Annotated in this window: 22 protein-coding genes, 2 tRNA genes and 1 pseudogene; 13 read left to right on the plus strand and 12 right to left on the minus strand. The window is 44.8% G+C overall.

Going from position 1 to position 21,739, the window contains the following annotated elements; all coding sequences use genetic code 11:
• Window positions 1-21: 21 nt before the first annotated feature.
• The 7 genes from EII32_RS03235 to EII32_RS03260 all read right to left on the minus strand — a co-directional run bounded on the left by EII32_RS03235 (window position 22) and on the right by EII32_RS03260 (window position 4,679).
• Window positions 22-1,098 (minus strand): HNH endonuclease, encoded by a 1,077-nt coding sequence (locus EII32_RS03235; protein ID WP_125234020.1) that lies wholly within the window; start codon window positions 1,096-1,098, stop codon window positions 22-24.
• Window positions 1,091-2,347, minus strand: coding sequence for a DNA cytosine methyltransferase (locus tag EII32_RS03240; RefSeq protein WP_125234021.1), 1,257 nt, complete (start codon window positions 2,345-2,347; stop codon window positions 1,091-1,093). The genes EII32_RS03235 and EII32_RS03240 overlap by 8 nt, the downstream gene beginning before the upstream one ends.
• Window positions 2,347-3,414 carry a DNA cytosine methyltransferase gene (locus tag EII32_RS03245; protein ID WP_125234022.1) on the minus strand — a complete coding sequence of 356 codons (1,068 nt, stop codon included), beginning with the start codon at window positions 3,412-3,414 and terminating at the stop codon, window positions 2,347-2,349. Before EII32_RS03245 ends, EII32_RS03240 begins: the two co-directional genes overlap by 1 nt.
• Window positions 3,415-3,570 carry a hypothetical protein gene (locus tag EII32_RS12050; protein WP_158611115.1) on the minus strand — a complete coding sequence of 52 codons (156 nt, stop codon included), beginning with the start codon at window positions 3,568-3,570 and terminating at the stop codon, window positions 3,415-3,417.
• Between the two features lie 11 nt (window positions 3,571-3,581).
• Window positions 3,582-3,803 carry a helix-turn-helix transcriptional regulator gene (locus EII32_RS03250; RefSeq protein WP_125234023.1) on the minus strand — a complete coding sequence of 74 codons (222 nt, stop codon included), beginning with the start codon at window positions 3,801-3,803 and terminating at the stop codon, window positions 3,582-3,584.
• Window positions 3,804-4,016: 213 nt separating this feature from the next.
• Complete coding sequence (locus tag EII32_RS03255) at window positions 4,017-4,256, minus strand: hypothetical protein (protein ID WP_125234024.1); 240 nt, start codon at window positions 4,254-4,256, stop codon at window positions 4,017-4,019.
• A 335-nt stretch (window positions 4,257-4,591) separates the two neighbouring features.
• A tRNA-Ser gene (locus EII32_RS03260) sits at window positions 4,592-4,679 on the minus strand.
• 233 nt (window positions 4,680-4,912) lie between these two features.
• On the opposite strand from EII32_RS03260, the gene EII32_RS03265 reads away from it, so the two are divergent.
• Entirely contained in the window at window positions 4,913-5,104 is a 192-nt protein-coding gene (locus tag EII32_RS03265) for a hypothetical protein (protein ID WP_125234025.1), read from the plus strand.
• Between the two features lie 854 nt (window positions 5,105-5,958).
• Window positions 5,959-7,332, plus strand: coding sequence for an MATE family efflux transporter (locus tag EII32_RS03270; RefSeq protein WP_125234026.1), 1,374 nt, complete (start codon window positions 5,959-5,961; stop codon window positions 7,330-7,332).
• 318 nt (window positions 7,333-7,650) lie between these two features.
• On the opposite strand, the gene cmk is transcribed toward EII32_RS03270, so the two are convergent.
• Window positions 7,651-8,343 carry a (d)CMP kinase gene (gene cmk / locus EII32_RS03275; protein ID WP_125234027.1) on the minus strand — a complete coding sequence of 231 codons (693 nt, stop codon included), beginning with the start codon at window positions 8,341-8,343 and terminating at the stop codon, window positions 7,651-7,653.
• 134 nt (window positions 8,344-8,477) lie between these two features.
• On the opposite strand from cmk, the gene EII32_RS12055 reads away from it, so the two are divergent.
• Window positions 8,478-8,642 (plus strand): hypothetical protein, encoded by a 165-nt coding sequence (locus tag EII32_RS12055; RefSeq protein ID WP_158611116.1) that lies wholly within the window; start codon window positions 8,478-8,480, stop codon window positions 8,640-8,642.
• On the opposite strand, the gene porQ is transcribed toward EII32_RS12055, so the two are convergent.
• Entirely contained in the window at window positions 8,632-9,582 is a 951-nt protein-coding gene (porQ, locus tag EII32_RS03280; protein ID WP_125234028.1) for a type IX secretion system protein PorQ, read from the minus strand. The two genes, EII32_RS12055 and porQ, sit on opposite strands and share 11 nt — an antisense overlap.
• Window positions 9,583-9,851: 269 nt before the next feature.
• On the opposite strand from porQ, the gene EII32_RS03285 reads away from it, so the two are divergent.
• From EII32_RS03285 to EII32_RS03300, 5 genes are all read left to right on the plus strand, one after another.
• On the plus strand, window positions 9,852-10,571 hold the full coding sequence (locus EII32_RS03285) for an energy transducer TonB (protein ID WP_125234029.1): 720 nt from the start codon (window positions 9,852-9,854) through the stop codon (window positions 10,569-10,571).
• Between the two features lie 59 nt (window positions 10,572-10,630).
• Window positions 10,631-11,605, plus strand: coding sequence for a polyprenyl synthetase family protein (locus tag EII32_RS03290; protein ID WP_125234030.1), 975 nt, complete (start codon window positions 10,631-10,633; stop codon window positions 11,603-11,605).
• Window positions 11,606-11,684: 79 nt separating this feature from the next.
• On the plus strand, window positions 11,685-12,383 hold the full coding sequence (locus tag EII32_RS03295; protein ID WP_125234031.1) for a hypothetical protein: 699 nt from the start codon (window positions 11,685-11,687) through the stop codon (window positions 12,381-12,383).
• Between the two features lie 35 nt (window positions 12,384-12,418).
• On the plus strand, window positions 12,419-12,586 hold the full coding sequence (locus EII32_RS12060) for a hypothetical protein (RefSeq protein WP_158611117.1): 168 nt from the start codon (window positions 12,419-12,421) through the stop codon (window positions 12,584-12,586).
• Window positions 12,587-12,697: 111 nt separating this feature from the next.
• Complete coding sequence (locus EII32_RS03300) at window positions 12,698-13,552, plus strand: TatD family hydrolase (RefSeq protein WP_125234032.1); 855 nt, start codon at window positions 12,698-12,700, stop codon at window positions 13,550-13,552.
• Here the strand turns inward: EII32_RS03300 and EII32_RS03305 are convergent.
• Together EII32_RS03305 and EII32_RS03310 are read right to left on the minus strand one after the other, a co-directional pair.
• A complete protein-coding gene (locus EII32_RS03305) occupies window positions 13,527-14,108 on the minus strand; it encodes an FKBP-type peptidyl-prolyl cis-trans isomerase (RefSeq protein WP_125234033.1) in 582 nt (193 codons plus the stop codon). The genes EII32_RS03300 and EII32_RS03305 overlap by 26 nt on opposite strands.
• A gap of 43 nt (window positions 14,109-14,151) precedes the next feature.
• On the minus strand, window positions 14,152-15,693 hold the full coding sequence (locus tag EII32_RS03310; protein ID WP_125234034.1) for a glycine--tRNA ligase: 1,542 nt from the start codon (window positions 15,691-15,693) through the stop codon (window positions 14,152-14,154).
• 162 nt (window positions 15,694-15,855) lie between these two features.
• On the opposite strand from EII32_RS03310, the gene EII32_RS03315 reads away from it, so the two are divergent.
• From EII32_RS03315 to EII32_RS03335, 5 genes and pseudogenes are all read left to right on the plus strand, one after another.
• Entirely contained in the window at window positions 15,856-18,543 is a 2,688-nt protein-coding gene (locus EII32_RS03315) for a DNA gyrase/topoisomerase IV subunit A (RefSeq protein ID WP_125234035.1), read from the plus strand.
• Entirely contained in the window at window positions 18,533-19,402 is an 870-nt protein-coding gene (locus tag EII32_RS03320; RefSeq protein ID WP_158611118.1) for a DUF3316 domain-containing protein, read from the plus strand. Before EII32_RS03315 ends, EII32_RS03320 begins: the two co-directional genes overlap by 11 nt.
• Window positions 19,399-20,403, plus strand: coding sequence for a S41 family peptidase (locus tag EII32_RS03325; protein ID WP_125234037.1), 1,005 nt, complete (start codon window positions 19,399-19,401; stop codon window positions 20,401-20,403). Before EII32_RS03320 ends, EII32_RS03325 begins: the two co-directional genes overlap by 4 nt.
• 44 nt (window positions 20,404-20,447) lie before the next feature.
• Window positions 20,448-21,296 (plus strand): annotated as a pseudogene (locus tag EII32_RS03330) (ABC transporter ATP-binding protein); the annotation flags it as partial.
• A gap of 74 nt (window positions 21,297-21,370) precedes the next feature.
• Window positions 21,371-21,452 (plus strand) — tRNA-Leu (locus EII32_RS03335).
• A 50-nt stretch (window positions 21,453-21,502) separates the two neighbouring features.
• On the opposite strand, the gene EII32_RS03340 is transcribed toward EII32_RS03335, so the two are convergent.
• The coding region (locus tag EII32_RS03340) for a hypothetical protein (protein WP_233582298.1) at window positions 21,503-21,739 on the minus strand (237 nt) is incomplete at its 5' end.

Here is a 21,739-nt window from a genome sequence, read left to right on the forward strand (position 1 = left end):
AACTAAAAACGTTAACTACTGCTAAACATTATATTCCGTGGTAGACTCTTCCACCATTCCAGTGCTTTGAGATTCTTGGATTTGTGGAATCCAGTTGCTTCTTATTTGCCTGAACGAGCCAAAAACATTGTTGCGATGGTGTTGTAGAAATCTTGGATGTGGTCTGAAATATTCAATTTGTGGAACAAAAATTTTCTGACCATTATATTCATTAAGATAAGAATCAGTGCGCAAAACATCGGGATGAACAATGATTGTATAATCATCTTCTATCATAAAGAAACCTTTATCAAATACACAATGCATATCTCTACTCATAGCAATACCATTGCATGGAAGAAATGAGCCATTGTGCGCTTGTGGCATAATATGAGCTGCTTCAAGATTACTAAAACCGTTACACGAAATAACTCTTCGAGTAACTGCGCATTTCTCTTGATACGCCATCATGACAAAATCGTGGAATGTACGACTATTGAATAACCCTGCACCCATTGACTGCTCCAAACTGTCAATGTGTTCCAGAACTTGCTGTTGTTGGGTTTCTACTGCTTGCTCAATTCGCTCATCACCTATAATGTTTGCAGAGCGTCCCGGTAAAGTATAATTCTCTGCAAAATCGGGGGCATCTAAACTACTCCAAAGAGTAAAGTTTTTACCTTCAAGTTTATCATTCCAAAATTGGAAATACTGTGAGCCTAATGTATAATGGTGTAATACAAAAAATTGCGTATCTTGGTCTTGGCATTGTCTAAAAACGACAATGTCATTAGGCATAAATTTTGCGTCACCATTACCTACTTTTGCATTTAGGTATATACGTATTTCATCACGACCTCTATCTTTCTTATATACGGTGTCTATTTGTTTTGAATTATGGTAGACGTATTGAGCGTACGCAATTTCGTCTTCAGTACCAGTTAAAATAGGCAAAGCCGTACTGTCATTCAGAACGGTAGTAGACAAATGAGGAAAGAAATGGCAGCAATCTTTAGATATGAGCATATACCTACCACGATGGAATTTAATTTTTCCATTTTCTATGGTAGGAGAGCCCATTTCTTGATTACCCAGTCTTTTTATAAAATAATCAGCCATTATCGGAAATATTATTTAAGATTTTATCGAGAGCTAAGGCTATTTTTTTTGCAAATAAAGAGGGAACAGCGTTGCCTATCATTTTGTATTGAGCCATTGTCGGGCCAAGGAATACAAAATCATCTGCAAAAGTTTGCAACCTTGCTGCTTCACGAACAGTTATAGAACGTGCTTGCTCAGGGTCAGGATGAATGTGTCGCATACCATCTTTATATAAGTGAGCTGGAATCGTGTTGCTTGGTTCATCCCATCTAAGCACATAGTATTTGTGTATGTTGCTTTTCTTCCCAGTAACCTTTGTGTACAATTCTTTCAGGGCATCAATCGTTACATATTGGTTTCTTCCTGATTGAATGTCCTCTCCCAACAATTTGAATACACCTTGGTCTCGTTCACTATGGAATCGTGGACTATGATTTGTTATCACATCATCGCAAGAAATTGGAGTGTGAGAATACTTTCTACCTCCATTGCGAATAATAACCTTAGAAGGATATATCTTGGGTAGGTCAGCAATCGTATCTCTCACTGTTTTCTGTTCACACTTCATACTTGGCATAATCTTCTCATAAAAAGATTTGATTATCGACTTATATGTATGCTTTGCTTCTTCTTTTACAGGGAAAGCATCCATACGAACTCCAAGTATAATAACACGACGGCGATGCTGCGGAACACCAAAATCCGCAACATCGTATAAGGCATCTTTGAAGTCTTCAATAACGGCATATCCTGCTTCATTGAAGGCTTTGCGTATTTTATCAACAATAGGTGTCCCGTCAGGTGCTGCACTTAACATTCCTATAACATTCTCAAATACGAAGAAGTCGGGCTTAAAGTGGCTGAGTATCTTAATATAACTTTCAAACAGATAGTTACGGTAGTCATTTCTCATACCATGTTCATCTCGTATTCTTCCTGCAAGAGAATATGCTTGGCAAGGTGGGCCTCCAATTACGACGTCCACCTTTTTGCCATTTACAAGTTTTTCCAAACCAACACTTTCTCCGTATTCTTTATCTTTGAAACCGTTTATCAATTCTTCGGTTCTTTGGATGTCAAAGCGAATGACTTCTTTTTGTGCATTCTTATGCTTCCACTTTGTAGCAAGTCTATTAGTAAGGGTTTCACTTGGATATTTTTCCCACTCAACACAAGCAAGTGTGTTGTAGCTGCCTTCTTGCATGAAACCATCAAGAAGACCACCACAACCACAGAACAAATCTATTGTGTTATATTTTTTAGCCATTATTCTTTGTCAAGATACTTTAGCAGTTGTACCGCAATAGCTTTCGCCATTAAACAAGGTACTGCATTTCCAACCTGACGGTCTTGCTGCCCTTTGTTACCAAGGAACACGAAATCATCAGGAAATGATTGCAAACGTGCGCTTTCTCTAACAGTAGGACAACGATTCCATTTATAATGGAAATTGTTTCGATGTCCTGTGTCAATAGTTCTTGATGGCTTGTTACTTGCGTAGCGAGTCCATGCCATGTGGAACTTTCGACTTTCACCTACACCCTTGGGAAGATCTTTCCAGTTACCACCATCAGGCACTTGTGCAATGGCGTCTTTGACAAATTGCTTATGGTCGATTGCCTTATGGTTGTGCAAGGTGTTGCAGTCGCCTCTCATTAACTTTTGATATTCAGTCATTGGAGCTTGAGAGTATTCCATCACATCCGCTCCTAACTCATCAACGAGACATGGCAAATCGCCAATAGCCTGCTCACAAGTTACATAGTTCTCTGGTGTATGCGAAGGCTCTGGAAATACAAAATACTCCTCACCGTCTCGAAGTCCTACAAAGATAAGACGTTTACGAATTTGGGGTACACCATAATCAGCAGAGCAAAGCACCTTGCAATCAATGTTATATCCCATTTCCTTGAAACGTCGCAAAACTTCGTCTTTAACTTCACCATTATATAATGTTGCCATTCCTGGTACATTTTCTATGAGGAAAGCTTTTGGTTGGTATCTCTTAACCATCTCTATCATGGCAAGATAGAGTTTGTTTCTGTCGTCGTTAAACTCTCGCTTTCCTGTCAGGCTAAAGCCTTGACATGGAGGACCACCTATGATTACATCAACTTTCTTTTCCTTTACAATCTTTTCAATGGTTTCAAAAGTTTCAGGAGCAGAAAGGTCTGCATTTAGAGCCTCACTGCCTTTGTGATTGTAAAGGAATGTTTTCAGAGCTGGGTCATTATTATCAACACCAAGAACAATATTATATCCTGCCATTTGGAAGCCCTCAGATAAGCCACCACAACCACAGAACAAGTCAATTACATTATGTGTTTGTTTCATTTACTTCTCTGCTGCTTCTCTTATGTTGTTGCGAGAAATGGTGAGAAAATTAATCTCATCTTCAAAATCACACGCAATATCTTCTTTCAAGACTTTAATCACCTCGTCAAGTTTTGCAACATGCTGCAAAAGCAACTCTTTATTGTCTGTATTCATAAGAATTATTTTTATTTCCGATAATCTAAATCCGCATCCACCAAGTCTCTTACATTGACTTGTAGAAGTCGAGCTATCTCAACATACTGTGCCATAGACGGTTGTATTTTATTGGTCTTCCAACGTGACACAGTTATGTCTGTTACACCCATTTGGGTAGCAAGCCAATGGCCTGTTACTTCCTTCTCGGCTAACACGACACGGATTCTGTTAGGACAGTCAGTCTTTGCCATAATATTTAATTTCTAATGCCGTACAAAGATAATCATAAAATGTTATATGCAATACAATCATCCTATTGTTTTTTTACCTTAGATGCGAAAAACGGCAAGAAGCATAACTTTCTTGACGAAATGAGAACAATAACATCGTAACGTTTGAGGAGAAACGAAGCGACGTCTGGAGCGAAACAAAACTTCGTTTTGAGAGGGTTGATAGTTAGGCTGTTAGAAAATGCCACTCACTGGCACTCTCATAATATCTCGGACAGGGAATTTCTCGCAACCGATATAGAGGGTATCGAAAGCGTCGGAGCCGACGGTGCGGTGTTCGAGGAGGTCTTCCTCGGATTCGGTGAGCTTCTCGCCTGACTTGTCCTTACGGAAGCCGTTGCGACCTCGGCTCACTCCTGCCGACTGGATGGCAAGAATAAGGCTAGGATTGTTGCTACGGCTGAAAAGGGACATAAGGCGTTGCTTTCCAGCGAAGCCCTTGACTGATGAGTTGGTGCTGCTCGTTGAGACGCATTGGGTTGCCTAAATGACCCACTTCTACCTGCTAACCGTGGCATTCAAACTCGTGAATCACCACGAAAATCCTACTCGTTGGTGGGAGGCTTTGTTACGACCAAGGGCAATAGTGTAGTAGTTGATGACAGTCTTATTCTAGTAGCTCTGAATGATACGTAAGAATAGAATCCCTGACATCGTGCCGCAATAAACCATACAAGAAATACCGAGAAACTTTTTGGGTGTAATCAAGGGTGTAAATCACATAACCCGTTGATTTACACCCTTGTTTGCGGAGAGAGAGGGATTCGAACCCCCGAAACGGTTTCGCCGTTTACACGCTTTCCAGACGTGCCTCTTCAGCCACTCGAGCACCTCTCCTTCTTTTTCGTGGTGCAAAATTACTGCTAATCTTTCAAAAAGGAGAATGTTTGGGGATATTTTTTCCACAATAAATGTTTTTTTATTTATTCATCCACATTTTTAGCTGCACAGCATTAACAGGCATATCAGTACTATGGAACGAAATCTCTGCCAAAATAACCGGCAAAAGTATTGAACTATTTACGTTATTTTTAAACCCAAATCTGTCATTAGACCACATTTGCTTAGATTTGCCATTGCCGTTACGCTTCCCGACTGCTTTAGCCCGCTTGCTGACATCTGCGCAGCCGTTTCATCCCGATGCAGCCCGCTACGCCTTCGATGAAACGGCTGCACATCTGCTAAACAATCGAACAAAATCGGTTGAGGGTTCTAATGACCGATTTGGGTTTAACCCGAACCGACGTATCATTTGTACTTGATCGCACTGCAATATCGCCTAATTTACCGACCAATTTCGGCGGTTTTACTCGGCAATTTCGACCAAATTGCCGAGTTGTTTCTATTTAATGACAAACATGTTAGTTGTCAACTCGTAACAAAACGTATGTCAATAATATATATACAGATAATAGTATGCGGAATTGTTTTTCAAAGACCTCCGTCGAAGTAATTGTTTTTGCAGAGGCCTTGGAATGCCACATAATGCTCCCAAATAACATATTATGCGGTTTGAGTATTGAATTTGAGTATGAAAACAGATACAAAAACACATTGTGCACGCACACGTAATTGATATAAATCAATAAAAACGGCATAAAATCATAGTCATTTTGCTTTTTCATTGCAACTAATGAAAACATCATTACCTTTGCATCAGAATTAAAAACATGTTTTAATACATAAGGTTTTTTATAAGGTAAAAGATTTAGGTTAGTTAATATTAAATTAAGATTTAGGTAAATGACAAGGTAAAAAAAGGTTGTGAAACCAATAGGTCGTTTGTTTATAATTACGGAAAAAGGTTGTGTAAAGGATAACACTACGCCCGCGAGGGTCTCCCTTGCGGAATGATGAAAAGACTGTTTATGATGAACGACCGAAGCCGCGAGGCTCGGTCGCACTAAACAGAAAAGAAATTAAAATCTTAATTATCAGTGTGAGACGAGCGACTTCTGCAATAAGAAATCGCCCGTTATTTTTTGTTCATACCATTGTGCATACCCAAAATATGGTTCCCGTTGAAACGACATTGTAATGATATTGGCAAAAAACGGAGCCGCTTTTTTGTCGTTTAGGCGAAAAGTAGTAACTTCGCGACTTAAAGCATACAAAGATGTTTTCCATAAAGAAGAGCGATGCGCTGCTTGAAATGATACGCGACAAACGTCAGATGACGGGCGGTCAGAAGATGAGTCTGATCGTATGGCTCAGCGTACCCGGCATTCTCGCCCAGATAACAACGGTGCTTATGTTCTACATCGATGCAGCCATGGTCGGACATCTCGGTGCAAAAGAGTCTGCGAGCATAGGTCTTATAGAGTCGTCTACATGGCTTTTCGGCAGTATAACCAATGCTGCCGCCATGGGATTTGCCGTTCAGGTGGCTCATTTCATCGGTGCAAATGATTTCGTAAAGGCACGCGCCGTGTTTCGCCACGGCATTTTATGCACCTTGTTGTTCAGTCTGCTCATGGCATTGTTCGGTGTAACCATCTGTGGTCGTCTGCCTTATTGGCTCGGTGGCGGCAGCGAGATAGCCGGCGATGCCACGATATATTTCTTTGTATTCATGCTCATCATGCCTTTCTTCCAGTTGTCAACCTTGTCGGGTGCGATGCTGAAAAGTTCCGGCGACATGCGTATTCCGAGCATCATGAGTATACTGATGTGTGTCCTTGATGTTGGTTTCAACTATGTGTTTATCTTCATTTTTCATCTCGGGGTACTTGGTGCCGCAATGGGTACGGCACTGTCTGTCATCATCGGAGGATTGGGACAAGTCTATTTTGCCGTGTTCAGAAACAAGATATTGGCATTGCGAAAAGACCGTGAACGCTTTGTGTGGAACGGCGGATATGTACTTAACGCCATGAAAATTTCGTTGCCCATGGCGGCACAATCTCTGCTAATGGGCGGTGCACAGATAGTGAGCACCATCATCGTTGCTCCGCTCGGAATATTCGCAATTGCCGCAAACTCGTTTGCCGTAACGGCCGAAAGTCTTTGCTACATGCCCGGCTACGGCATAGGCGAGGCAGCCACCACACTAATAGGTCAGAGCATAGGTGCCGGTCAGCATGCCCTTACCAAGTCGTTTGCCCGCATGACGATATGGCTCGGCATGTCCGTTATGGCATTCATGGGCGTATTGATGTATGTCTTTGCACCGGAGATGATTGGTTTCCTGTCCCCCGTAAACGAGATACGCTCGCTCGGCATAACCGTTCTCCGCATAGAAGCATTTGCCGAACCGTTCTTCGCTGCCTCTATTGTGGGCTACAGCATTTGCGTGGGTGCCGGCGATACTCTTCGTCCGGCAATAATGAACCTCTTCTCAATGTGGATTGTGCGCCTCACTCTTGCCGCAATGCTCGCACCACGCTACGGTCTGCCCGGTGTATGGTTTGCCATGGCCGTCGAACTAACATTCCGAGGCACAATATTCCTCATTAGGATATACAGCGGGAAATGGTTGAAAGAGACTTGATCGTATTTTGTCTGCCGGGCACTATTTCACACTACGTTTCATTTTCCATATAACAAGCAGCAATAAATTATGTTATATGTTTAGAATGCCATTGACGGCATACTTCCAGGCATAAATTCGATGCAGAATTGTTTAAAATGCTTTTATCAACAACTATTCCGGTAAGAAATATACTCAACCGAACCAACCATGAGGAGTCACTTAGTATTCCTCTTTCCATCTATATAACAGCATTGGGTAACTGCCGGCATGAAGATTTGAGGTTAGGACAAGTGTATCAACGCTTGCTACAATGAGTATATTGTTGCTGCCGGTAAGTCACAGCCCGATTTTCTCCCTGTACTTTTCCATAAGCCACCTGTTCTGCTCTTCTATTGTCATCGTGCTGTTGTCGAGGACAAGTGCATCGTCGGCACAATGCAATGGCGACACCTCTCGATTACTGTCGGCATAGTCGCGTTTCTGTACGTTGTCGAGAATTTCATCGAAATCTGCATCCATTCCCTTAGCTTTCAGTTCGTCATACCGCCGCTTCGCACGCACTTCCGGAGAGGCCGTAACAAAAATCTTTAGTTCCGCATCGGGAAATACTACCGTGCCGATGTCGCGCCCATCCATTACGATACCTTTCTCGCGCCCCATCCGTTGCTGCCGGGCAACGAGCGCTTCTCTCACAAACGGCAGCGCAGATACCGCACTGACACGCTCTGAAACCTGCATCGTGCGTATCTCATCCTCCACTCTCATACCGTTCAGATAAGTGTCCGGGCGACCTTTTTCGGCATTGAACTTGAACGAGATATTCACTTCGGGCATTTTTTTCCGCAATGCTTCGGCATCTATAACACCCGACTCTGAAAATAGTTTATTGCGCAAAGCGAACAAGGTTACGGCACGGTACATCGCCCCCGTATCTACATATATATATCCTATTGCACCGGCAAGGTCTTTTGCCATCGTCGATTTACCGCACGATGAATGCCCGTCTATTGCTATGGTAATCTTCTTCATTTAATACAGTTTTTATTTTCGACAAAGGTAATGAAAAAGACTTGGAATGCAAAAATAATTCTTTTTAAAATATTAATTTTGCATTCCGGTTTAACCCAAATCGGTCATTAGACCGCATTTGCTTAGATTTTCCATTGCCGTTACGCTTCCCAACTGCTTTAGCCCGCTTGCTGACATCTGCGCAGCCATTTCATCTCGATGTAGCCCGCTACGCCTTCGATGAAACGACTACACATCTGCTCAACAATCTAACAAAATCGGTTGAGGATTCTAATGACAGATTTGGGTTTAAAGAATGAAAGATACATTGACCATCAACGAACTTGACGACACATGATACTTGGCGTATGCGAGGTTCAGTTTGAAACGTTCGAGCATAATGCCCGCGCCGAGCGACAATCCCGCGCCGTGACTGCTTCCCTTTTCCTCGCCCGATGCCATTATTGACATCTCGTCGGCACGACGGAAATTGTATCCTGCGGCGATGTAGAACTGTGGCGAAAAAACAATATCCACCCCTGCCACGAGATGGTTGATGAATTTATAATTCCAATGGTTGAGGTCAACCAATGTTGCAGATAGTCTCAAAGGCGAACCTACGAGTTGTTTCGACATACCGACTTGCACGTCAACGGGCATCTTTTCATATTTGTCATCGTATGCCTTGAGTTGTCCTCCGAGATTTTTTACCGCTGCCGACATCGACCATTCGCGTTCCGGATCGTAGTAATTAAGTCCGAGATCTACTCCCATAGCAAACGAATTGTAACCTGCGATGTACGATGTAACGGCTTTTGCTGTAATGCCGCCCACAAAATTCTTTGCAAGTTCGTAACTCAACACCCCGCCGATTGCAATGTCCTTTGCAGAAAACTCTCCCGTTTGGACGTTGTTGGCGTCAACCTCTTTCATTGTTCCGTAATTCACGAACTGCCCAATCACTCCCACCGTGGCACGTTCTCCTATTATTCTGTTGAAAGACGCGCTTGCCGTGAACGCTCCTTTCATGTATGTCATAAAGTTCAAGTTTACGGTTTTGTCGCTCACCGAGCCAAGCAATGCCGGATTGTTAAAAACCAGCGAGGGGTCGTCTTCTATTATTGTTATGTTGTCGCCTCCGAGTGCACCGGCATGTGCGCTTACCGGAAGTCGCAGAAAATTATATGTGTTTCGGCTCTCCTGTGCTGCGGCAATGGTGGCAAAGAAGGCTGTCAGAAGGGTAAAAACGACTTTTTTCATCTACTTTCCGTATTTTTAATACAAAGTTATATCTTTTCTCGAATAAGTGTGTTATTTTTGCAGAAAAATAGTGCGAACAGACTCGCAGTACATTCGCGACAGTCTCATTCTTAACATTCTGTATTTAACAAAATGCCATTTCCGGCATCATACAACGGTATAATAACGCAGAAAATCGCACTTTAGTGTTTGAGAACATACAAATAGGGAGTAACGATTGATGATTGACAGTTGGAAGTTGCTCGCAGTAACCTAACCGGTACAGACAGATGGAAGTGAAGAAATCGGCACGAGCCGACCTTGAACACCGTAAGCCCATGGGGTTTATTCTCGGTCTTATTGTCGCTCTGTCGCTGCTCTTGGCGGCGTTGGAGTACTCTTCCAATCCTGACGGAGACACTATCGGCGACACCGAATTTGACGAAACGGCGCAAGATTATGAGATGATGCCTCCCGAAGAGCGGCAGGAATACGAAATTGCCGCACCGGCACTGCCTGCGCCGGCACTGACCGAACTACTCAAAGTAGTGGAGGAAGATATACCACATGACATACGGCAGGAGCAGGACAAAACTCTGAACGACATAACCAACTCGGATACGGAAGAACCGAAAAACGAGATGATACCGCCGGACGATCCCACCGCTCCCACGCTCGATGCCGACAAGGACAATCCCCTTAACTTTCAAGTAGTGGAGCGTCTGCCCGAATTTCCGGGTGGTCCCGCAGAACTAATGAAATGGCTGACGAAAAACCTACGCTACCCCTCGCAGGCTCTTCAGCAAAAGCATCAGGGAGAGGTTATTGTGCAGTTCATCATAAACCGAGACGGCACTCTGAGCGATTTCAAAGTGGCAAAGTCGGCTGGTACGGTACTCGACAACGAGGCTCTGCGTGTGATGCGCATGATGCCGAATTGGATTCCGGGAGAAGACCACGGCAGAAAATGCCGCACCATGTTCATAATTCCGGTGGTATTCAAGATATGACAACGGAATATCATAACACCATAATTTAACATAAAACCCTTAACCTTTAATTTTAAAATATGTATTCATCTGCGGAAATTCTCAAATTAGTAAACGATTACCTGTCGCACCTGCCGTACGAACGCAAGCCGAAGGGATTGTACGAACCAATAGAATATGTACTGTCGATTGGCGGCAAGAGAGTGCGACCGGTACTTATGCTGCTCGCCTACAACATGTATAAGGACAACCCCGGGAGCATACTCTCGTCGGCATGTGCTTTGGAGACATACCACAACTATACTCTGTTGCACGACGACCTAATGGACAATGCCGAAATCAGGCGCGGACACGAGACGGTACACAAGAAATGGGATGCCAATACGGCAATCTTGTCGGGCGATACGATGTTGGTGTTGGCATACGAACGAATGGCACACTGCCCCGCAGAAAAACTCGGCGACGTTCTCTCATTGTTCACCGAGACGGCACTCGAAATAGGCGAAGGACAGCAGTACGACATGGAATTTGAAAACCGAAGCGATGTTAAGGAGGCGGAATACATCGAGATGATACGCCTGAAAACCAGCGTATTGCTTGCATGTGCGGTAAAAATGGGGGCTATACTTGCCGACGCACCGACGGAAGATGCGGAAAATCTGTATAAGTTCGGAGAACAGATAGGACTTGCCTTTCAACTGCAAGACGATTTTCTCGATGTCTATGGCGACCCCGCGGTATTCGGGAAAGCCATCGGAGGAGACATAACGAGCAACAAAAAAACATTCATGCTGATAAACGCTTTCAACCATTCCACAAAAGAACAGCGTGCAGAACTTGAAAAATGGGTCGCAGCAAAAGACTTCAACCCCCAAGAAAAAATTGCCGCAGTAACACGGATTTACAACGAGATAGGCATAGACCGCATGGCGAAAGAGAAAATAGAATTTTATTTCGAACAGAGCAAACGCTACTTGGAACGTGTCCGACTGCCGGAAGAGTGCAAACGCGAACTCGCCGCATACACCAACAAAATGATGAAAAGGGATAAGTAAAAAAGAACATCACGGTAACTGCCGGGCACATGCTCTCCCGTCAATTCTCAATTTTCAATTCTTAATTTTTAAATAAGAAATGCCATACCGACGACTTCCCAAAACGGACTCTGCACGACTCAAGGCTCTAAAAACATTGCTTGAGAATGACAACATATATACGGTGCAGAACCGTTTCATCGACTGGAAAACACTAAACCGTGCACAGCCTGCATACGACAAACTGCTCACGGCGTGCCAGCAATATAAGGTAAGAATGGCGGCACAGACGAGAAACTCGCCAAAGATGGACAACCTCATGCATAATGCCACAATGTATGTGAGCCATTTTATACAAGTGCTGCTGATGAGCGTAGAGCGTGGAGAGATAAAACGTTCGTCGCTCTCGCTCTACGGTATGGACGAATGCCGGACGGCACTTCCGCCACTGAAAGCGGCAGAGGCAGTAATATCGTGGGGAGACAAAATAGTTAACGGGGAGAAAATACGCGTAAAGAATGGTGGGAGACCGATATACAACCCCACCATAGGCATGGTATCGACACATCTTGACATATTCCGTGAGCGATACAATTCGCAGAAGGCATTGCAGGGACACTCGGCAAAGGCACTCGAGAATATACGGAAACTGCGCCCCGAAGTGGACGACATACTGCTTGAGTTGTGGAATCAGATAGAGAAACATTTCGAGAACGAACCAGCCGAAGTGCGGTTTGCCGAATGCAGGAAATATGGTGTGGTGTATTACTACCGCCGTCACGAAGAGCATCTTTATTAAACCCAAATCTGTCATTAGACCGCATTTGCTTAGATTTGCCATTGCCGTTACGCTTCCCTACTGCTTTAGCCCGCTTGCTGACATCTGCGCAGCCATTACATCTCGACGCAGCCCGCTACGCCTTCGATAAAACGGCTGCACATCCGCTCAACAATCGAACAAAATCGGTTGAGGGTTCTAATGACCTTTGGGTTAAACCGTAGCATTAAAATAAAAGAAAAGAATGCCGCATTGCCGAAAAACGACTTTCTTCTTTTCAGAAACAAACATTGCACAGAATATCAAACTCTTGTTGCTGTTGAAAATTTCAAATTATGAACAACGAAGATAAGACCACAGATTGTCAACCGACAATTATAAGATGTATAGACACACATGCACATCTCGACGGCGAGGAATATGCCGAGGACAGAAAAGAGATGATTGAAAGGGCGCGTGAAGCCGGAGTGTGCAATGTGTTTCTGCCGGCCATAGATTTGAATTCGGTGGACAGGGTATTGGCGATGAGCCGCGAATATCAGGATTATTGCCACCCGATGATAGGACTGCACCCCGAGGAGGTGCGTGCCGACTACAAGGAAGTGCTTGCCCGCATGCGCGAAAAACTATTCTCCCCCACCCCGTCGTTACCACGCTTCATCGCCATAGGCGAAGTAGGACTCGACTATTATTGGAGTCGTGAGTTTGCCGAAGAACAAGCCGAGACCTTCGAGGAGCAAGTAAGATGGTCGGTGGAAACACGTTTGCCGCTTATGATACACTGCCGCAAGGCACAAAACGAGATGGTGCATATATTGAAACGACATGCTCACGAACTATCCGGAGGAGTGTTCCATTGCTTCACGGGAAACAGTCGCGAGGCAGAAGAGTTGTTGCAATTCGATGGCTTCGTCCTCGGCATCGGCGGCGTACTTACATTCAAAAAGAGCAACCTGCCCGAGGTGTTGCGCAACGTGCCGCTGTCTCGCATAGTACTCGAAACAGACAGTCCGTACATGGCACCCGTACCAATGCGCGGCAAGCGCAACGAGAGTGCCTATGTAGTTCATGTGCTTAGGAAACTGGCAGAAAGTCTCGGCATGAGCGAAGAAGAGGTGGCACTACAAACCAACGAGAATGTGCGGCGTGTATTCGGAGTCGGTATCAATTCTTCACAGAAACGAGCGTGACATCGAACACGAGTGTACTGAACGGCAGTATCACACCATTGTTCTTTTGGCCGGCATAGGCAAGTGCGGCAGGTATATATATACGCCACCGGTCGCCTGTGTGCATCTGCATCAGTGCCGTGGCATAACCATTTACAAGACTGCCCACCTTTGCCTCCACGGGTATCATTGTTTCGAGGTTGTATTCTCCCAACCATGACGAATCGAACTGCAACCCCTCATGGTAAGATGTTGTCGGAATAAGGTTTCCGCGGTAGTGCATTTTCACATAGTCGGTAAACAGCGGAGTGTCTGTTCCGGCTCCTTCCGTAAGCACCTCAACCACCACATGGTCATCGACATCTCTTGCGGCAGCCTCCTGCAGCGACCACGATCTGAATATCTTCCACTTTTTCCCGTCCGATTTCTTTGCCTTTTCATAAACATTCTTGAAATAAGCCTCGTTACGTTCTTTCCAGTTGGCGAATTCATCATTGTCGACTTCATCCTCGCTGCACGAGAAGAGACACATCGAAAACAAGGCCAAAAGTAAGGCGATGGTATTTTCTTTTTTCATATCATCATGTTATTTATATTTCACATTTGCGGCAGATGTAGGTTTACTGCAATTTCTTAAGCAGCGATGCGATGCTAACCTTATCTTCTATCAGTGTGTTCAACCGGTCGATGCCGACGCGTTCCTGCTCCATTGTATCGCGGTTGCGCATTGTGACACAGTTGTCTTTCAGCGTGTCGTAGTCAACGGTTACGCAGAATGGTGTGCCTATCGCGTCTTGTCGGCGGTAACGCTTGCCGATGGTATCTTTCTCGTCGTACGTGCAGTTGAAATGGAATTTCAGCGAATCGATAATCTCACGAGCCTTTTCAGGAAGTCCGTCTTTTTTCACGAGCGGCAACACGGCAAGTTTTACCGGAGCCAGTGCGGCAGGCAGACGCAACACCACACGTGTCTCCCCGTTCTCCAATTGTTCCTCGTTGTATGCGTGGCACATTATTGACAGGAACATACGGTCAACCCCGATTGATGTCTCTATGACACATGGTGTGTAACTCTCGTTTGTCGCCGGGTCGAAATATTTTATCTGCTTACCTGAGAATTTCTCGTGTTGCGACAGGTCGAAATTTGTCCGCGAGTGTATTCCCTCAACCTCTTTGAAGCCAAACGGCATTCTGAATTCGATGTCTGTTGCGGCATTTGCGTAATGTGCCAATTTATCGTGGTCGTGGAAACGATAATTCTCAGTTCCGAATCCAAGTGCCTGATGCCATTTCATGCGGATATCCTTCCATTTCGGGAACCACTCAAGTTCGGTACCGGGTTTCACGAAAAACTGCATTTCCATCTGTTCGAACTCACGCATCCGGAAGATGAACTGTCTTGCAACGATTTCGTTTCGGAATGCTTTTCCTATCTGCGCTATGCCGAACGGTATCTTCATTCGCCCTGTTTTCTGCACGTTGAGGTAGTTTACGAAAATACCTTGTGCCGTTTCCGGACGCAGATATACCTTCATCGAACTGTCTGCAGATGCTCCCATTTCGGTGGAGAACATAAGATTGAACTGTCTCACATCGGTCCAATTCTTTGTTCCCGATATAGGACACACGATTCCCTCGTCGATTATTATTTGTTTGAGAGCATCAAGATCCATAGCACCCATAGCCTCGGTAAAACGCTCGTGGAGTGCATCACGTTTCTTCATGTTCTCCAATACGCGCGGGTTTGTAAGGCGAAATTTCTGTTCGTCGAAACTTTCTCCGAATTTCTTGGCGGCTTTGGCAACTTCCTTGGCAATCTTTTCTTCGTACTTTGCCATCTGATCCTCAATGAGTATGTCTGCACGGTAGCGTTTCTTCGAGTCGCGGTTGTCAATTAGCGGATCGTTGAAAGCATCCACATGTCCGCTCGCCTTCCATATCTCGGGGTGCATAAAAACCGCACTGTCTATACCCACGATGTTCTCATGCAGGAGCACCATCGATTTCCACCAATATTGCTTGATATTATTCTTCAACTCTATGCCGTTCTGCCCGTAATCATACACTGCGGCAAGACCGTCGTAAATCTCACTCGAAGGAAACACGAAGCCGTACTCCTTGCAGTGGGACACTATTTTCTTAAAAACATCTTCCTGTGCCATAATCCAATGAAAAATTCTTAATATGCGTGCAAAGGTAACTCAAATCACGGACAATACAAAACAAATAACTTTTTTTCTATTACATTAAACTTCCGGATTTCTGCAAATATTAAAGGGATTTTTAGTAAATTTGCAGGCAAAACGAAGAATAAACAATATATCATGAACGATGACATAAAGGATATTGAAAAGAAAGAAGAACATAAGGACTACAGACCGGCAAACCGATTCGACGCCACCGCGGTACATCACTTGAGCGGGATGTATCGAAGTTGGTTTCTCGACTATGCTTCATACGTTATTCTCGAACGCGCCGTGCCGCACATAGAGGACGGACTGAAACCTGTACAGCGGCGAATACTGCACTCGATGAAACGCATGGACGACGGACGGTATAACAAGGTGGCGAACATTGTGGGACACACCATGCAGTTCCACCCGCACGGAGACGCTTCCATAGGAGATGCTTTGGTTCAACTGGGACAGAAAGATCTGCTCGTGGATACGCAGGGAAACTGGGGAAATATTCTTACAGGTTCGGCAGCGGCGGCACCGCGATATATTGAGGCACGATTGTCAAAGTTCGCACTCGACGTAGTGTTCAACCCAAAAACTACCGATTGGAAGATGAGTTATGACGGGCGCAACAAGGAACCGGTTACGCTTCCTGTAAAATTCCCGCTGTTGCTGGCGCAGGGCGCGGAAGGTATCGCCGTGGGACTGTCATCGAAAATCCTGCCGCACAACTTCAACGAACTGTGCGATGCGGCAATAAATTATCTGAGCGGCAAGGAATTTGAATTGTATCCTGATTTCCCCACAAGCGGCAGCATAGACGTGACAAGATACAACGACGGACAGCGCGGAGGCTCGTTAAAGGTGCGTGCAAAGATTGAAAAACTCGACCATAAAACACTTGTTATACGCGAGATTCCATTCTCGAAAACCTCGGAGACATTACAGGACTCCATCGTAAAAGCTGTGGAACGAGGGAAAATAAAAGCAAGAAAGGTGGAAGACCTCACGGCCGCCGAAGTGGAGATACAGGTACATCTTGCACCGGGGGTGTCGAGCGATAAGACAATAGATGCGTTATATGCCTTTACCGACTGCGAAATAAGTCTGTCGCCAAACTGTTGCGTAATAGAGGACAACAAGCCAAAATTCCTTTCCGTTGGGGATGTCTTGCGTAACTCCGCCGACCGAACCATGAAGTTGCTGCGCACCGAACTGGAAATACGACGCGGCGAACTGGAAGAGCAGTTGTTCTTCGCATCGTTAGAGAAAATTTTCATCGAGGAACGAATATACAAGGATAAAGGATTCGAAACGGCGGAAAACATGGACAAGGCCGTGAAGCATATCGATGGAAGACTCGAACCTTTCAAACCGAAGTTCATAAGAGAAATTACGCGAGACGACATCTTGAAACTGATGGAAATAAAGATGCAGCGCATACTGAAGTTCAACAAGGACAAAGCCGATGAACTAATGGCGCGCATAAAAGCAGAATTGAAAGAGATTGCACATGACCTTGCACACATGACAGAAGTGACAATCAATTGGTTCAAATTCATAAAGGAGAAATACGGAAAGGAACATCCACGACGTACGGAAATACGCAATTTCGACACAATAGAGGCGGCAAAGGTGGCAGAGGCGAACGAGAAACTTTACATCAACCGAACCGAAGGTTTCATCGGCACGGGACTGAAAAAAGACGAATTCGTGTGCAACTGCTCCGACATAGACGACGTTATACTGTTCTATCGCGACGGAATATTTAAGGTGGTACGCATTGCCGACAAGATTTTTGTGGGCAGGAACATTATACATGTTGACGTATTCAAACGAGGAGACAACCGAACCATTTACAACATGGTGTACAGAGACGGAAAGGCAGGAGCATACTACATGAAACGTTTCCCTGTGCCGGCGGTAACACGAGAGCGGGAATACAACCTGACAAAGGGTACGGAAGGAAGTCGAATAGTGTATTTCACGGCAAACCCAAACGGCGAAGCAGAGATAATAAAGGTGACACTGCAACCATCGGCATTCCGCAAGAAACTATTCATAGAAAAGGATTTCAGCGAAATAAGCATAAAAGGAAGAGGAGCGGCAGGAAGATTGCTCACAAAAGTACCCGTAACGCGCATAACGCTGAAGAGCCGCGGACACTCGACTCTCGGCGGACTGAAAGTGTGGTTCGACGAGGACGTGCAAAGACTGAATAACGACGAACACGGACGATACCTCGGAGAGTTCAACGACAACGACCAAATATTGGTGGTGTTAGACAACGGGGACTTTTATGTAACGAATTTCGATGTGAACAATCACTATGAAACGAATATCAAAGTGATAGAGAAATTCGACCCGAACAAGGTGTGGACGGCACTGCTCTTCGATGCCGATAACAACGGATATCTCTATCTGAAACGATTTATGTTCGAGGCCAAGAAGAACAAACAGAACTATATCGGCACGGAAGGAGGCTCGCGGGAAATGTTGCTTACAGACCAAACATATCCGAGGATAAGAGTGACATTCGGGGGAGAAGATGCTTTCAGAGAACCGATGGAAATAGAAGCAGAGGATTTTGTTGGCGTAAAGGGTTTCAAGGCTCACGGAAAACGGGTGAGCACATGGAACATAGAAAGCGTGGAGGAACTCGAACCTACACACTTCCCCGAGAAAGAGAACGAAGAAGGCACCGATGAGGAGAAAAAGGTGGACAACGAAGATGACGACAATGAAAAAAAAGAACGGGAGATTGTCAAAACCGACGAACAACTGTCTCGCGAGGATAACAAAGGACAACTTAATCTTTTTGCAGATGAAGAATAGACATGCGATATTATCGATCATTGTGACGACATTGCTGATAACGGTACAAGTAGCATCGGCACAGAACGAGGAAAGAATAACGAGAACGGAAATAACAAACACGAAACTCATCGGGTTCGGAGTATCGCAAATCCTTGATACTTATATATCGCAGGAACACTACAACGGTACGGAAATACGCTTCATCGACCACACCGAACGGCGAAAGGCATCTGTAACGACAAAATACGACGACATCGCATTATCACCCATATATAGGAAATGGAGTGCCTCAATAACACACAAGGCTTTTATTTCATCCACCACTCCGCGCAGCGATGACAACAAAAACCTCGCCGGACTTTACACTCTCGGCATCGGCAGGCAACGACATTGGGACTTGCTCGCCAACAAACTGCATCTGAAAGCGGGTATCGCAGGTCAAGCCGACATCGGATTTCTATACAATACGAGAAACGGGAACAATCCGGGACAAATAAGGCTCGGCATAAATATCTTGCCACATGCCGATGCAGGGTATGATTTCGAGGCTTTCGGCAAACGGTTTACCGTGGATTATAAAATTCAAATACCTTTGGCAGGATTTATGTTCACACCACACTACGGACAGTCGTACTACGAAATTTTTACACGTGGGAATTATGATCACAACATCGTTGTGACAACACCGTTCAATGCACCATCCATGCAGCATTCATTGCAAATGCGACTACACTTGAAGCACATGTCGATAACGTTGGGATACCTCGGCGACTACCAACAGGCAAAAGTGAACAACCTGAAATATCACAACTACTCACATCTTGTGGTCGTAGGTCTAACCAGACGATTTCACATCGTAAAAACACTGACGGAATGAGAAAAACAATTATTTTCATTGCAACAATGGTATTGCTGTGTTCTTGCGTTGACGAAGAACAATATGCCGATACTCCGCGTGGTAATTTCGAGGCTCTGTGGCGAATATTGGACGAACACTACTGCTTCTTCTCGTACAAGAACGAACAGTACGGACTGGATTGGAATGCGGTATATGACAAATACTCACCACAGTTCAACAATGAGATGACAGAAAAACAAATGTTCGAGGTAATGGCAAACATGCTTTCGGAACTGCGAGACGGACACGTTAACATTTATAGTACGTTCGATGTGGCACGAAACTGGTCATGGCACGAAAACTACCCCCGCAATTTCAGTGATTCGCTGCTGCGGATATACATGGGGACAGACTACATGATTGCATCGGGCATAAAGTACCGCACACTTGACGATAATATCGGATACATGCGATACGAATCATTTACGCGCAGCATTGGCGACGGCAACCTTGATGCCGTGTTATCCGACCTCGCGACATGCAACGGTCTGATAATAGACATACGGAATAACAGTGGAGGAAGCCTCGCAACGGCTGAGAAACTGGCGGCACGATTTACGAACAAGGAGATACTTGTGGGCTACATGCAACACAAGATCGGACGGGGACATGACGACTTCTCGAAAATGGAGGAACAGAGACTGAAACCGTCTGCCGGAATACGGTGGCAGAAGCCGGTAGTGGTGCTGACAAACAGGCAAGTATATAGCGCGGCAAACGAGTTTGTGAAATATATGAAATGTTGTCCGCAAGTAAAGATCGTAGGGGACAAAACGGGAGGAGGCGCGGGAATGCCGTTCTCATCGGAACTGCCATGCGGATGGTCGGTGAGGTTCTCTGCATGCCCTATGTACGACAGAGACAAAGAATCAACCGAGTTCGGTATAGAACCCGACCATAAAGTCCAACTCAACGATGCCGATTTTTCGAAAGGAAAAGATACCATTATCGAATTTGCACGCAACTTGCTGAAGAAATAACCAAGGACAGATATTCATTGTTTAACTTTTAACCTTAAAATAAGATGATTCTCTTAGAAAACCTTTCAATAGGATACATGGCAAAAAACAACAAAAAGATTGTTGTGGAGAACATCAATGCAAACCTTAAAGAAGGCGAACTGACATGCCTTATCGGTCCAAACGGTATCGGAAAAAGTACATTGTTGCGTACACTAAGTGCTTTCCAACCTGCCCTGAAAGGAAGTATTGTAATTGACGGGAAAAAACTTGAAACCCTTAGCGATAAAGAAGTCTCAAGACACATCGGGGTGGTATTGACCACAAAGCCGAGGGTACATAACATCACGGTAACAGAACTCGTTGGTCTGGGACGCTCGCCATATACCGGTTTCTGGGGAACCTTGGACAACGAAGACAACAAAATCGTGGAAGACAGCATAAGAAAAACCGGTATCACACATCTCGCCGAACGCATGATACAGACTCTTAGCGATGGAGAACGGCAAAAAGTGATGATTGCCAAAGCATTGGCACAACAGACACCGGTAATATATCTTGACGAGCCAACAGCATTTCTCGACTATCCGTCGAAAGTGGATATGCTTATACTGTTGAGCAAACTTGCCCACGACACTGGAAAAACAATATTCTTGTCAACACACGATCTCGAACTTGCATTGCAACTCGCAGACCGTTTGTGGCTTCTACATCCGATGTCCCATTCGCCCAAAACAAATCCTTGCTGCGATGATACAAAAAATGAGTATCCGATACCAAATAACTATCGTCCAACGATACTGCAGATAGGAACACCCGAAGAAATGGCAGCCAATGGTGCACTCGCATCTTTCATTGAGCGTCCCGGCATTAATTTCCACCCGGAGACACTTACAATCAGTGTGGACAAAGAAAAAAAATAACGATATTATTTGGATTTGCCCACAAAAAACATTACCTTTGCATGACATTTTGAAAAACGACGTCTGCGCCTGTGGCGGAATTGGTAGACGCGCCAGACTTAGGATCTGGTGACTTATGTCGTGTAGGTTCGAGTCCTATTAGGCGCACAAAAAGAACAAAGAGGAGATTCTTTTCAGAAATCTCCTCTTTGTTCTTTTTACAAATACCTGTCATTCTTCACTTTATGAAAAGTCTTCGTTTGGTTCAACCCAAATCGGTAATTAGAACCCTCAACCGATTTTGTTCGATTGTTGATCAGATGTGCTGCCGTTTCATCGAAGGCGTATCGGGCTGCGTCGAGATGTAATGGCTGCGCAGATGGCAGCAAGCGGGCTAAAGCAGTTGGGAAGCGTAACGGCAATGGCAAATCTAAGAAAATGCGGTCTAATGACAG

Origin of the sequence: Prevotella sp. OH937_COT-195 (assembly GCF_003932845.1) — a bacterium.
In the GTDB taxonomy this organism is placed as follows: domain Bacteria; phylum Bacteroidota; class Bacteroidia; order Bacteroidales; family Bacteroidaceae; genus Prevotella.